General features: G+C 74.1%; 13 protein-coding genes. 9 read left to right on the plus strand and 4 right to left on the minus strand.

The genetic code is table 11. The features are described from left to right. The first annotated feature begins 25 nt into the window (after window positions 1-25). The 4 genes from RKE38_RS16460 (at window position 26) to RKE38_RS16475 (ending at window position 5278) form a co-directional block, all read left to right on the plus strand. Entirely contained in the window at window positions 26-3235 is a 3210-nt protein-coding gene (locus RKE38_RS16460; protein ID WP_316008550.1) for a BTAD domain-containing putative transcriptional regulator, read from the plus strand. A gap of 145 nt (window positions 3236-3380) precedes the next feature. Further along, window positions 3381-3788 carry a VOC family protein gene (locus RKE38_RS16465; protein ID WP_316008551.1) on the plus strand — a complete coding sequence of 136 codons (408 nt, stop codon included), beginning with the start codon at window positions 3381-3383 and terminating at the stop codon, window positions 3786-3788. After that, window positions 3785-4639, plus strand: a complete 855-nt coding sequence (locus tag RKE38_RS16470) for a PhzF family phenazine biosynthesis isomerase (protein WP_316008552.1) — start codon at window positions 3785-3787, stop codon at window positions 4637-4639. Before RKE38_RS16465 ends, RKE38_RS16470 begins: the two co-directional genes overlap by 4 nt. Before the next feature lie 183 nt (window positions 4640-4822). Further along, on the plus strand, window positions 4823-5278 hold the full coding sequence (locus RKE38_RS16475) for a MarR family winged helix-turn-helix transcriptional regulator (RefSeq protein WP_316008553.1): 456 nt from the start codon (window positions 4823-4825) through the stop codon (window positions 5276-5278). A gap of 66 nt (window positions 5279-5344) precedes the next feature. Here RKE38_RS16475 and RKE38_RS16480 read toward each other — a convergent pair whose 3' ends face one another. The 3 genes from RKE38_RS16480 to RKE38_RS16490 all read right to left on the minus strand — a co-directional run bounded on the left by RKE38_RS16480 (window position 5345) and on the right by RKE38_RS16490 (window position 7140). Continuing rightward, window positions 5345-5467, minus strand: a complete 123-nt coding sequence (locus RKE38_RS16480) for a hypothetical protein (RefSeq protein WP_316008554.1) — start codon at window positions 5465-5467, stop codon at window positions 5345-5347. 646 nt (window positions 5468-6113) lie between these two features. Beyond that, the gene (locus RKE38_RS16485) at window positions 6114-6740 is read right to left on the minus strand and encodes an MFS transporter (protein ID WP_316008555.1); all 627 of its coding nucleotides are present in this window, start codon (window positions 6738-6740) and stop codon (window positions 6114-6116) included. 7 nt (window positions 6741-6747) lie between these two features. Further along, entirely contained in the window at window positions 6748-7140 is a 393-nt protein-coding gene (locus tag RKE38_RS16490; protein WP_316008556.1) for a cupin domain-containing protein, read from the minus strand. A gap of 190 nt (window positions 7141-7330) precedes the next feature. Here RKE38_RS16490 and RKE38_RS16495 point away from each other — a divergent pair, with 190 nt between their 5' ends. After that, window positions 7331-7846, plus strand: coding sequence for a GNAT family N-acetyltransferase (locus RKE38_RS16495; RefSeq protein ID WP_316008557.1), 516 nt, complete (start codon window positions 7331-7333; stop codon window positions 7844-7846). 13 nt (window positions 7847-7859) lie between these two features. Here the strand turns inward: RKE38_RS16495 and RKE38_RS16500 are convergent, their stop codons facing one another. After that, on the minus strand, window positions 7860-8645 hold the full coding sequence (locus RKE38_RS16500; RefSeq protein WP_316008558.1) for a DeoR/GlpR family DNA-binding transcription regulator: 786 nt from the start codon (window positions 8643-8645) through the stop codon (window positions 7860-7862). Window positions 8646-8828: 183 nt separating this feature from the next. Here RKE38_RS16500 and RKE38_RS16505 point away from each other — a divergent pair, with 183 nt between their 5' ends. Genes RKE38_RS16505 through RKE38_RS16520 form a run of 4 tightly spaced genes read left to right on the plus strand, consistent with a single transcriptional unit; the run spans window position 8829 to window position 13438 of the window. Continuing rightward, window positions 8829-9761: a carbohydrate kinase family protein gene (locus tag RKE38_RS16505; RefSeq protein WP_316008559.1), complete on the plus strand. Its 933-nt coding sequence runs from the start codon at window positions 8829-8831 to the stop codon at window positions 9759-9761. Window positions 9762-9795: 34 nt separating this feature from the next. Next, window positions 9796-10680: an aldolase gene (locus RKE38_RS16510; protein WP_316008560.1), complete on the plus strand. Its 885-nt coding sequence runs from the start codon at window positions 9796-9798 to the stop codon at window positions 10678-10680. Next, window positions 10677-12131: a hypothetical protein gene (locus tag RKE38_RS16515; protein WP_316008561.1), complete on the plus strand. Its 1455-nt coding sequence runs from the start codon at window positions 10677-10679 to the stop codon at window positions 12129-12131. The genes RKE38_RS16510 and RKE38_RS16515 overlap by 4 nt, the downstream gene beginning before the upstream one ends. After that, a complete protein-coding gene (locus RKE38_RS16520; protein ID WP_316008562.1) occupies window positions 12128-13438 on the plus strand; it encodes an ABC transporter substrate-binding protein in 1311 nt (436 codons plus the stop codon). Before RKE38_RS16515 ends, RKE38_RS16520 begins: the two co-directional genes overlap by 4 nt. Window positions 13439-13442 lie beyond the last annotated feature (4 nt).

Raw genomic sequence — 13442 nt, forward strand, 5'->3', positions numbered from 1 at the left:
CTCGGCGTCCGGCACGATGGTCCTGGTGAAGGGTGGTACCGCGGTGGACGAGGTGCGTTACCTGCTGCTCGGGCCCATGGAGGTCGTCGTCGACGGCGAGCCGGCTCCGCTTCCCGGCCCGGCCGAGCGCGCGCTCCTGGCCCACCTGCTGCTGTCCGCAGGCCGGACCATCCCCACCACGGCGCTGGTCGACCGCCTGTGGTCGGGGTCGTCGCTGCCGGTGGACCCGGTCAACGCGCTGCAGATCCGGGTCTCCAAGCTCCGGCGTGCCCTCGGCGCGCTCGGGCTGCGGGACGTCGTCGTGCGGCACGGCACCGGGTACCGCGCTGACGTGGAGCCACAGCAGGTCGACGCGATCGCCTTCTCGTCCGGGGTCGCGCGCGCCCGTGCAGCCCTCTCCGGGGTGCTGCACCCGACGGAGGCACACCTCGCGGCGTACGACGACGCCCTGGCGCTCTGGCGCGGTGAGGCCCTGGCCGACTTCGGCACCGAGCCGTGGGCGGCCGTCGAGGCGGGCCGCCTCACCGAGCTGCGGCTGGCGGCCCTCACCGAGCGGGCCCAGGTCGCGCTCGGCCTGGGCCGGGCGCCCGAGGTCGTCGCCGACCTCGAGCCGTGGGTGGCGACGGACCCGACGCTGGAGTCGCTGGTGGGTCTGCTCATGGTCGCCCTCTACCGCGCAGGCCGGCAGGCGGACGCGCTCGAGGCGTACCACCGCACCCGCACCGTGCTGGACGAGTCGCTGGGGCTCGAACCCTCGCTCACCCTGAGGTCGCTGCACGAGCGCGTGCTGCGCCAGGACCCGTCGCTGGGGGAACAGGCCGACCTCGCGCCGCCGGCCGTCGCGGCGCCCCGGGTCCGTGTCGCGGAGACCTCCCCGCTGTGCGCCACCACCCTGTCCGCGGCTGTCCCGCGACCCCTCCTGGGCCGGGACGACCAGCTCGGGGCGCTGGTCGAGCTCGTCGGCGAGGCCCGGCTGCTGACGCTCGTCGGGCCCGGTGGGGCGGGCAAGACCTCGCTCGCCCTCGCCCTGGCCGCACGGGTGTCCGACAGCTTCGCCGACGGTGTGCACGGGGTGCGGCTGGCGGCCGTGGCGTCCGCGGACCAGGTGCCGTGGGCCGTGGCGGAGGCGCTCGGCGTGCCACTCGACGGCGCCGCCCCCGACGGCGGTGTGCGGAGCAGGCTGGCAGCGTTCCTGTCCGGGCGCAGGGCCCTGGTGCTCCTCGACAACTGCGAGCACGTGGTGGATGCCGTCGCCGCCCTCGTCGACGAGGTCCTCGCCACCTGCCCGCACGTGACGGTGCTGGCCACCAGCCGGGAGGCGCTCGCCCTGCGCGAGGAGGTCCAGGTCACGGTCGGTCCGCTCGAGGTGCCGCCGACGGGCGCGGCGCCGGCGGAGGTGCTCTCCTTCCCCGCTGCCCAGCTCTTCGCCGAGCGGGCCCGGTCCGTCGCGCCCGCGGCGGTGTCCTCCGACACCGACCTCGCGGCCGTGGCGTCGATCGCCTGTGCCCTGGACGGCATGCCCCTTGCCCTCGAGCTGGCCGCCGCGCGGGTGACCACCCTGTCGCCGTCGGAGATCGCGGCCCGGCTGGGGCACCGGTTCGACCTGCTCACGTCGGGCAGCCGGACGGCCGAGGCCCGGCAGCGGACCCTGCGCGCGACGGTGGACTGGAGCTACGACCTGCTCACCGAGGCCGAGCGCCGGGTCTTCGACCGGCTCGCGGTGTTCCACGGCGGGTGGACCCTCGAGGCGGCCGAGGCCGTGCTCGGCGGTGACGACCTCCCGTCGGCCGAGGTGCTCGACGTGGTCGGCCGGCTCGTGCACCGCTCGATGGTGGTCGTCGAGCGCGGGGTGACCACCCGGTACCGGATGCTGGAGACGCTGCGCGAGTATGCCGCCGAGCGGCTCGGGGCGAGCGGCGACGCCGGGCTGCTCGCGGCCAGGCACGCCCGGCACTACCAGGCGCTCGCGGTCCGGTGCGAGTGGCTGCTGCGCCGGGGCGGTCAGCGGGAGGCGTTGCGGGTCCTGCGTGAGGAGCAGCCCAACATCCGGGCCGCCCTGGCCTGGTGGAGCGGCCCCGCGGGCGACCGGGACGTCGCCCTCGAGATGGCGGGCTCGCTGGGGCTGTTCTGGCACCTCGGACGCGACCTCGAGGGGCGCGAGGTGCTGCGGCCGCTCCTGGCGGACCCGAGTGGGTCATCGAAAGCCAGAGCCCTTGCGCTGCAGGCGATCTCGCTGGTCGAGCGGCCCCGGGCCTGCCTGGTCCACCCCAGCGCCTCGTGTGCCCGGGCTGCGGCCGACAGCCTGGCCGTCTTCGAGGAGGCGGGTGACAGGTCGCGGGCCGCGCTGTCGAAGGTGCTGCTCGCCGTCGAGGGTGTGTCGGGCGGGGACGACGGACGCCACGCGGCTCTGCTCGAGGAGGCCGGCGCGCAGTTCGCCGCGGAAGGCGACGCGTGGGGTGGGGCGGTCATCGGCTTCGTACGCATGGAGACCGCGTTCACGCGCGGTGACGAGGAGGCCGTCCCGATCGGCCGGGCCGCGGCCGCGGCCTTCCGCGCGCTGGACGACCCGTGGGGCGAGTCCGCGGTCCTCTACCACCTCGGCTGGGGCCTGCGGCAGTTCGGTCGGCACGAGGACGCGGCCCGCGTGCTCGAGGAGGCGATCGACGCGGCCGGCTCCGCGGGGCTGTGGAACACGGCGCAGTGGGCGCTCGCGGAGCTCGGCATCACCCAGCTCGACCTCGGCCACCGCGACGAGGCCGCGCGGCTGTTCGACCGCGCCGCCGCGGCGTCCCGCCAGGTGGGTGACGGCGCAGGGGCCGTCCTCTGGGAGTACGGCCGGGGCCTGCTGGCCCACGCCGACGGCGACGTGGAGCGGGCTCGGCTGCACTTCCGTTCGGCGGTGGCGGGGTTCGCCGAGCTGCGCACCCCGGTCATGCAGGGGCTCGCCCTCGTGGGGCTCGCCGGGTGCGACGACGTCGCCGGTGCGTCGACCCTGGCCCGGGACGGCTACGAGCAGGCGCTGGCCCTGGGCCGCTCGACCGGCGAGCCGCGCCTCACCGCCCTGGCGCTCGAGGGCCTGGCCCGCACCGCCCGGGCGGCGGGCGAGGTGGACGCGGCGGCGACGTGGGCGGCGGAGGCGGCGGCGCTGCGTACCGCCGCGCGCAGACCTGTGGCGCCGCACGAGAGGGTCCCGGCGCCGGTCACCCGTCCGGCCGCGGACCCCGTGGGCGGCTGAGACGACAGCGGACGGACAGCCCGGCGACACCGCGGGCTCCTAGCGTCGTGGGTGCGGGGCGTCCCGGCCCGACGGGGAAGCCGGCCCGGGACGCCACCGCTGCACGACCGGGAGACCTGTCGTCGACCCGTGGAAAGGACTCGAGATGGCCGTGACCCTGCGCATCGAGATCTTCAGCGACGACCTCGACGCACTCGTCGACTTCTACACCCGCGTCCTGCGCTTCCGCCTGGACCGGGACGAGCGCGCCGACTCGCCCGGGTACGTCGCGCTGAGCCGCGACACGGTCCGCATCGGGGCCGCCGAGCGCGGGGGCATCGCGCACCTGGAGGGCCGCCGTCCTCCCGCCGGGACCGAGATAGTCCTGGAGGTCGACGACGTCCGTGCCGAGCTGGCCGCCGTGGAGTCCAGCGGCTGGCCGCTCGAGGAAGGCCTCCAGGACCGGCCGTGGGGGCTGGCCGACTTCCGTCTCCTCGACCCCGCGGGCTACTACCTGCGGGTCACGCACCACCAGCCGCAACCCTCCGAACAGCCAAGGAGCACGCCCTCATGACCGACGTCCTTCGCTACACCGCCTTCACCACCGACCCCGCCGGGGGCAACCCGGCCGGAATCGTCCTGCACGCCGACCGCCTGTCGGACGAGGAGATGCTGCGCACCGCCGCCGAGGTGGGCTACTCCGAGACCGCCTTCGTGCTGCGCGAGGGCAGGACCCGGCCACACCTCGGGCTGCGCTTCTTCAGCGCCCTGGACGAGGTGGCCTTCTGCGGCCACGCCACCATCGCCACGGCTGTGGCCCTTGCCGAGCGGGGCGGGGTCGGGACCACGGTCTTCGACACGCCCGCCGGCGAGATCGAGGTGGCCACCGCGGTGGTGGACGGCGTGCTGCGCGCCAGCCTGACCAGCGTGCCGACCCGGACGCGACCCGTCCCCGACGCGGCGCTGGGCGAGGCGCTGGCCGCGCTGCGGCTGTCCGCGGCGGACCTCGCCGACGTCCTGCCCCCGCTCCTGTCGTATGCCGGGAACGAGCACCTCGTGCTCGCCCTGGCGAGCAGGCAGCGGCTGGCGGAGCTGGACTACGACTTCACCCGGCTCAAGGACCTCATGACTGCGGAGGGGTGGACCACCGTGCAGCTCGTCTGGCGGGAGGACGAGGACACCTTCCACTCGCGCAACCCGTTCCCCGTGGGCGGTGTGGTGGAGGACCCGGCGACCGGCTCCGCGGCGGCAGCCCTCGGTGGCTACCTCCTGTCGCTCGGCCACGTCCCGGCGCCCCGGACCGTCCGGGTGGTGCAGGGGGTCGACATGGGCCGCCCTAGCGAGCTGCTCGTCGACGTGCGCCCGGACGACCCGCGCGTCACCGTGTCCGGTGCCGCCGTGGAGCTTCCGACGCCCCAGGGCTGACCGCGGGGAGGCTCGAGACCCATCCCGTGGCCGCATTCCCCGGACGCCGAACCACCATCCCTGGACGCACCGGCACCCGTGCCGCACAGGACCGGGGCCTGCGCGCGCCGGCGAGCCGCCTTGCTTTGGTCAACCAAGTTGACTGAAGATGGTGGGCAAGAGCTCGTCCGAGAGGGGATGCCGGTGGAGGGTCTGCCGTTGGTACGGCTGTTGTCGATGGCGCTGCGGACCAGTCTGGAGCAGCTGCACGAGCAGCTCGCGGCGGCCGGGTACCCCGAGCTGCGGCCCACCCACGGCTACGCCCTCAACGCAGTGGCGCGGGGCGAGGCCACGGCCAGCGAGCTCGCCGTGGGTCTCGGCATCACGAAGCAGGGCGCGGCCAAGGTGCTGCAGCAGCTCCTGGACTCGGGCTACGTGGAGCAGTGCGTCGACCCTCGTGACAGCCGCAACCGGCCCGTCCGCCTCACCCGGCGCGGACGGGCCGCGGTGAGGACGTCGGTGCGCATCCAGGCCGAGATGCAGCGCCGGTGGGAGGAGCACGTGTCTGCCGCCGACGTCGAGACGCTGGTGACCAGCCTCGAGCGGATCGTCAGGGCCGAGAACGGAGGCGAGCTGCCTCCCGTGAGGCCTGGCTGGTGACAGGACGAGGGGCGGACCGGTGGTCCGCCCCTCGCCCTTCCCTCGCGCGGTCGGCGTCGTCCGACCTCAGCGACGCCGGATCGCGGCAGACAGCCCGGCCACGGCGAGGGTGACCGCCAGCCAGGTGAAGGCCCGGTCGTAGCCGGCCACGGCCTGTGCGGCCGATGGTCCCTCGGGTTGGGCGAGCACGGTCGCTGCCGCGACCCCGAGCGCACCGCCGAGGACCTGGCTGGTGCTGAGTAGGCCACCGCCACGCCGGTGTCGCGCGGGTCGACCCCTGCGGTGGCGGCCAGCGTGAGCGGCACGAACACCAGGCCGATTCCGGTGCCGGCGAGGACCAGTGGTCCGAACGTGCCGGCGAGGTAACCGGTGTGGGGTCCCTGCGCCGCGAGCCAGGCGGCGCCCACGGCGGCGAGCAGCAGACCGGCCACGGTGCCCCCGGTGGACCGCCAGCGGGCCGGCCCGCGGCCGACCAGCTGGGACGTCGTCACCATGGCGGCGCTGAACGGCAGGAACCCCAGCCCGGTGAGGACGGCCCCCGTCCCGTGGACCCCCTGTCGCAGCTGGGTCGTCAGGAACAGCAGTGCGAGCAGCGTGGCGCCGACGACGAACGCGAGCAGGAAGGCCCGGACCCGCCGCCCGTCGGTCAGCAGGGTGGTCGGGACGAGCGGGCGCTCGGCCCGCCGCTCGGCCAGCACCAGCAGTACCGCCAGCAGGGCCGCGGCGGCGAGGGAACCGGTCACCAGGGCGTCGCCCCAGCCGCTGGTCGCGGCCCGCGACAGGGCCAGGGACAGCGCGGTGGCGGCGCCGGTGACGGACACCGCGCTCGGCACCGCTAGCCCGTGGGCGCGACGCGGTGTCTCGGGCAGCACGCGCGGCGCGAGGGCGAGGACCCCGCCACCACGGGGATGTTGATGAGGAACACCGCTCGCCAGGACACCGCCTGGACCAGCAGGCCGCCACCGACCAGGCCCAGCGCAGCGCCGGCACCGGACATGGCGGCATACAGCGCCATGGCGCGAGCCCGCCGCGCCGGTTGGGGGAACGTGGTCGCGAGCAGCGCGAGCACTGCCGGTGCGGCGAGCGCCGAGCCGACCCCCTGGCCCGCCCGGGCAGCCAGGACCATGGCGGTGCTGGGGGCCAGGCCGGCCAGCAGGCTGGCCAGGCCGAACACGAGCACGCCGAGCTGCAGGGCCCGGCGACGCCCCATCAGGTCCCCGGCCCGGCCGCCGAGGAGGAGCAGGCCGCCGTAGGTGAGGGAGTATGCCGCGACGACCCACGGTGTCGCCTCGGTCGAGACCCCCAGGTCGCGGCGGAGCGCGCCGAGGCCGATGTTGACGACGCTGACGTCGACGACGAGCAGCAGCTGGACGGCGCACAGGACGAACAGGGCGGTGCTGTCCGTCCGAGCCGTGCGGGGTGGTGCGGCAGCCGCCGGGGTGAGGGATGCGGTGGCGGTCATGGCCGGCCTATCGCGCCCACGGCACGGGGACGGGGTCCCCGTCGCCGACGCGGGCGGTTGCGCCCGGCACGGACGAGACGACGGCGGTGGCACCGTCGGGGCCGGCCGTCAGCCGGCGATCGGCTCCTGCGGGAAGGACGACGGCGTCGTCGGCCCGGAGGTCGAGCTGCTCGTCGCCGACGGTGGCGGAGAGGCTGCCCTGCACCAGGACGAGGACCTGGTCCTCGCTGACAGTGTGCAGCGGGCCCGCCGCTCCGGCGGCCATCTCGGTGCGCCAGACGGCGATCGACGCCGGTGCTGGCCCGGAAGGGGAGGCGTAGGTGCGCATGGTCGCGGCGGGGGTGACGACCGGACGGGCGTCGGCCAGCCGGACGTCGAGGGGGGAGGACGTGGTGGTCACGAGGAGTCTCCAGAGGGTGGGTGCGGAACGGCCAAGAGCGGATCCCCCCGGCCCATTGGACAACTTAGTTGACTGTTTGGAAATGGTCAACCATGTTGTCCATCTGCAGACCACGGCCCGTTGCGCCGTCCCGCGGACCGCCGTCGCAAAAGCGGGTGACCCGGCGACCGGCGGCTGCCATGATCGGCCCGTGATCACGTTGGAGCTCGTGCCGGCAGCGGCCATGGAGGCGATGCTCGAGGACGACCTGGCCACGGCCGGTGACGTGCACGGGCGGCCGTTGCCGCCGTTCTTCCTCCAGGAGAAGTGGCTGTGGCGGATCCGGCTGGGCCAGGTGCGCAGCTGCTCGCCGGATGCGCCCTGGCTCGTCCGCGCGGCGGTGCGCGAGCCGGGCGGTGTGGTGGTCGGGCACGCCGGTTTTCACGGCCGGCCCGACGCGACCGGAATGGTCGAGGTCGGCTACACCATCATCCCCGAGCACCGCGGCCACGGCTACGCGCACGAGGTGCTGGCTGCCCTCGTCGAGGAGGCGAGGGCGTCCCAGGACGTGGCCGTCGTCCGCGCCACGGTCAGCCCCGACAACGAGGCGTCGTTGGCCGTCGTCCGCCGCGCGGGGTTCGTCCACGTCGGCGAGCAGTGGGACGACGAGGACGGGCTCGAGCTCGTCTTCGAGAAGGTGCTGGCGAGGTCGGCCGCAGGGGAGTGACGCCGGTCGCGGGTCAGCCGGCGACGATGATCTGCGTGCCCGTGCTGCGCAGGTGGGCTGCTGCGGCGGGCTCGGGCTCCGCGTCGGTGACGAGGGTCGTGATCCGGTCGTGCGGGCAGAGCAGGACCGGCGCCGAGATGGCGAACTTGGTGTGGTCGGCGAGCAGGACCACCCGGTCGGCGACGTCGATGAGCGCGAGCTTGGTCGGGCGCTCCTTGTCCGTGGCGACGTACACGCCGCGCTCGTCCACGGCTGCGGCGCCGAGGAAGAGGGTGGACACGCGCAGGCCCCGTGCCGCGTCGACCGTCATCTGCCCCGTGAACGCCTGGCTCTCGTGCAGCAGCTCGCCGCCCAGGCCGACGACCTTGCCGGCGCCGCGGTTGAGCAGCAGCTGGATGACGGGGACCGAGTGGGTCACCACCGTGCCGTCGAAGTCGTGGGGGAGGACTTGGGCGAGCGCGTAGGTCGTGGTGCCGGCGTCGATCGCGATGGTGTCGGTGTCGGCCACCAGGGCGAGCGCCGCCTCGGCGATCGCCTTCTTCGCCCCCTCGTCCATCCGGGACCGGCTGACGAACGCGGGGTTGTGCATCGGGCCGTGCAATGCGCTGACCCCGCCGTGGACCACCCGGACCGACCCCTGCTTCTCCAGCTTGCGCAGGTCGCGCCGGACGGTCATGTCCGAGACGCCCAGGTCGCGGGTCAGGCTCGTCACCGACACGAAGCCCGTCTCGCGGAGGCGCTCCATGATGACGCGCCTGCGCTCGGGTGCGCTGTCGTAGCGCATCGCCTCCTGGCCCATGCCCACCCTTTCCCCGTTCGGCGCACGGTGTGCCGCGCTGGGCCCAGTGAAGACCGGCCCCGGCCGGATCGGCCTTGGTTGAAGAATAGATCACATTGGATGTTGACTTTCCAACACTCGTTGTTAGTCTAGCAACAACCGCAGCACGACGTCAGCGTGGACGTCCCGCCTCCAGGAGATGGCATGCCGCACACCGCACTTCCCAGCCCCTCGGCCCCTCCGGTCGTCTTCGTCGGGGCGGCGACCATGGACTCGATCGTCCTCGTCAGCGGCTACCCCGGGCCGGACGAGCGCGTCGTGGCCGAGGACCTCGTCTTCGCCGGCGGAGGACCGGCCGCCACTGCCGCGGTCGCCGCCGCCCGCCTCGGCGTCGAGGCGGCCTTCGTCGGCACCGTCGGCGACGACGAGGACGGCCGGCGGATCCTCGAGGACCTGGCCGCCGAGGGCGTCGACGTCTCCGGTGTCACCCGGGCCGCCGGGGCACGCTCGGCTGCCAGCGTGATCGTCGTCGACGCGCTGCGTGGGACGCGCGCCATCTGCAACCGCCCGGGCCCCGGGGTCGACACCGCCCGGGGCGCGGAGCTCGTCCGCGGCGCGCAGTGGGTGCACGCCGACCACGTCGGGTGGGCCGCGGTCGCGCAGCTGCTCGACCTCACGGCGACCGCCCGCCCCAAGGTCTCGGTGGACGCGGGGAACCCGATCCCCGACTTCACCCCCGCCGGGGTCGACCTCTACGTCCCCACCCTCGAGGCCCTCCGCCGCACCCACGGCGACGGGACCGGCGACGAGGCCCTGCTGGAGGCCGCACTGCGTGAGGGTGCGCGACGGGTCGTCGCGACCGACGGCAGCCGCGGCTCCCTGGCCGCCGACGCGACGGGGGAGAGGGCCCGCGCCGCGGGCGTCCCCGTCGACGTGGTGAGCACCCTCGGCGCCGGCGACGTCTTCCACGGGGCGCTGGTGGCCGCCCACGTCCGCGACCTGCCCCTGGACGACGCCCTGGAGTACGCCAACCACGTCGCCGCGCTCTCCTGCCTCGGTCTCGACGGCAGGTCCGCCATCCCCACCCACGACGACGTCACCGCGCGACTGCGCGCCCGCACCGCTCGACCTGCCTGACCGCACGCGACTCGCCCCGCCCAAGGAGACCCCCGTGAGCCAACCTGCCCCGACGGCATACACGTTGTCGTCCATCGCCCGCCCCAGCGGCGCCTTCGCCATGCTGGCCGTCGACCAGCGCGAGGCCATGCGCGGGATGTTCGCCGAGCACCAGGACGGGCCCGTCGGCGACGAGCAGCTGAGGCGCTTCAAGGTCGAGGCCACCCGCATCCTCACCCCCTACGCGTCGGCCGTCCTCGTCGACAAGCAGTTCGCCTTCGACGCCGTCGTCGACGCAGGTGCGGTGGCGCCGGGGTGCGGCCTCATCGCCGCGGCCGACGAGTTCATCGCGGGCAACGGCGAGTACGTCACCGACGTCGTCATCGACGAGGCCGTCGACCCTGCGGCGGTGCGTGAGCAGGGCGCGGTCGCCATGAAGCTGCTGGTGATCCACCGCCCCGACACCGACCCGCAGGTGCGCATCGACATGGTCCGCCGGTTCGTCGAGCGGTGCCGTTCCGCGGGGCTCGTGAGCATCATCGAGCCCGTCGCCAAGGCCCCTCGTGACGGCCGTGACTGGGACTGGGACCAGTGCGTCGTGGACGTCGCCAGCGAGCTGGGCGGCCTCGGCGCCGACCTCTACAAGGCCGAGGTGCCGCTCAAGGGGCAGGGTGACGAGGGCGAGATCCGCCGGCGCTGCGCCGAGATCACGGACGCCGTCTCCTCGCCCTGGGTGGTGCTGTCGTCGGGCGTGCCCGCCGAGCTCTTCCCGCGCGCGGTCCGGCTGGCGTGCGAGTCGGGAGCCTCGGGCTTCCTGGCCGGGCGTGCGGTGTGGGCCTCGGTGATCGGCAGCGACGACGTCGAGCGCGACCTGCGCGAGGTGTCGGTGCCGCGGCTGCAGCAGCTGGGCGAGCTCGTCGACTCGCTGGTGACGCGATGACCGCGGCCACCGCGCAGCGCCGGCCCCGCGTGGTCGTGGTCCCCACCGCGCGCCCGACGTTCGCCGTCGACGTCGCCGCGCAGCGCGCCGCGGAGGCCCGAGCCCTGCTCGAGGAGCTGGGCGCCGACGTCACCGGGCCCACGGACCTCGTCATGACCCCCGCGGACCTCGAGCGCGCCGCGGCCCTGCCGCTGGCCGAGGCGGACCTCGTCGTGAACGTGTGCGCCTCCTTCTCCGACGCGAGCCCGGCGCTGCGCCTGTATGCCGACCTGGAGACGCCCGTGCTCCTCTGGTCGTTCCGGGAGCCCGGCCCGGTCGGGGACCCGCTGTGGCTCAACAGCCTCTGTGGCGCCAACCTCTTCGGCCACGCGCTGGTCGTCCACGCGGGGCGTGTTCCGCACCTGCTCTACGGGGACCCGGGAGAGGCCGGTGTCCGTGCGGCCCTGGGTGCCGCCCTGGCCGGGCGGCTGCCGGTCGTGCCCGACCTGCCGACCACAGTCGGGGAGCGCGCCGACGACGCCGGGGCGGTGCGCGAGGCGCTCGACTCCCTGCGCGGGCGGACCCTCGGGCTCGTCGGCGACGCGCCACCCGGGTTCACGCCGAGCCAGTACGACCCCGACCTGCTGGAGAAGCTGTTCGGCATCGCGGTCGAGCAGATCACGGTCGAGGACATGTTCGCGAAGGTCGCTGCCGTGCCGGAGGCCGAGGGCGAGCAGGAGTATGCCGCGGCGCTGGCCGCCCAGCCGTCGCTGGCCTCCGTCGCCCGGGCGCAGGCCGGGACCGCCGCCTGTGTCACGAGCGCGATGCGGGGCTGGCGGGACGACGCGGACCTGTCCGCGATGGCCATCAGGTGCTGGCCCGAGTTCCCCACCGAGCTCGGGGCGTGCCCCTGCTCGTCGCTGTCACGGCTGGCCGACGCCGGCACGCCGACGGCGTGCGAGCGTGACGTCTACGGCGCGGTGACCATGTCGCTGCTGGAGGCCCTCGGGTCGGGGACCACCTACCTCGTCGACACCGTCGACCTCGACGCCGACGCCAACGTCGTCCGGCTGTGGCACTGCGGCGCGGCCGCGACGTCCCTGGCCGCAGACCCGTCGGCGGCCACCCAGTCGGTCCACTGCAACCGCAAGCTCGGCGTGGCCGGCAACTTCCCGCTGCGGACCGGGCCGGTCGTCATGGCGCGGCTCACGGAGGACCCGGCGGGAGGCCTGCGCCTGCTCGTCGCGGCCGGGGAGTCCCTCCCCGAGCCCAACCGGTTCCAGGGCAACACCGCAGCCGTCCGGCTCGACACCCCCGCCGACGAGTTCGTGGGAGCCCTGGTGGGCCACGGCTTCCCCCACCACACGGTGCTGGCCTGGACGGACGTCCGGCCGGCCCTGCGCACCGCCGCCGACGAGCTCGGCATCCCCGTCATCGAGTTCTCCGCCACCCCCACCAAGGAGCAGTCATGAGCAACACCGTCAAGGCAGAGCACCTCAACCGCCGCACCGTCCTGCAGCTGCTCGGGCTGAGCGGCGTCGGCCTCGCGGCGGCCGCCTGCGCCGGGCCGGGCAGCACCTCGGGGTCGAGCTCGTCGGCGACCGCCCCCAAAGGCGGCGCGTCGGCGACCGGCGACATCTCGTTCGCGCACTGGCGGGCCGAGGACAAGCAGGTCTTCGACAAGCTGATCGCGTCGTTCCAGTCCGCCCACTCGGGCATCACCGTGCGCCAGGACATCTCCCCGTCGAACGACTACCAGTCCTCGGCCCTGCAGCGCATCCGCGGCGGTTCCGTCGGTGACGTGTTCACGGCGTTCCGTGGCGCGCAGTTCGTCGACATGGCCAAGGCCGGCGTCTACACCGACCTCTCCGGCCAGTCCTGGGCCAAGAACTTCAGCCCGGACCTCATCAAGGCGGGGACGTCGAACGGCACCCAGCTCGGCTTCCCCTACCAGGTCGTCTTCAACATGCCGGTGACCAACCAGGACCTCCTGGCCAAGGCCGGTGGCAGCACCCCGCCGAAGGACTGGGACTCCTTCCTCGCCCTGTGCGACAAGCTCAAGTCCCAGGGCGTCACCCCGATCGCGTGGCCGGGCGGTGACCCGGGCAACGCCGGCCAGCTCTTCAACTCGATGGTCATGAACAACGCACCGAGCGACGACATGTGCGCAAAGATCGAGTCCGGCGAGCTCAAGTGCACCGACGAGTGGTTCCTCACGACGCTCAAGCAGTACGTCCAGCTCAAGCCGTACTTCCAGCCCAACAGCACCGGCACCGCGGTCGAGCCGTGCCAGCAGATCTTCGCCACCGGCAAGGCCGCCATGCTGGCCACCGGCTCGTACCACATCGCGGCCGTGCGGGCGCTCGGCGCGAAGTTCGCGATGGACCTGCTGTCGCCCATCACGACGTCCGCCGACAAGGCCAAGTACGAGGGCATCTACAACGCGACGTTCATCCTCGGCGTGAACAGCAAGTCCAAGCACCAGGGTGCCGCGGTCGCGTGGCTGGAGTACCTCTCGACGCCGGAGGTCGCAGGGCAGTACGCCAACGGGACCAGCCAGCACGTCACCGTCAACGGGGTCGAGTACACCAACCCCGACCTCAAGGCCCTGTCGCCGTGGTTGACGAAGAAGACGCTGCTCGCGCCGCGGTTCCAGTTCAACAACCTCGACATCCGCTCGGCGGTCGAGGGCGCCTGCGTCGCGGTCGTCGGCGGAAAGAAGCCCGAGCAGGCGGCGGCCGACGCCCAGCGCGTCGTGGACCAGCAGCGCAAGAGCTAGGAGC

The organism is Phycicoccus sp. M110.8, from assembly GCF_032464895.1.
Taxonomy (GTDB): Bacteria; Actinomycetota; Actinomycetes; order Actinomycetales; family Dermatophilaceae; genus Pedococcus.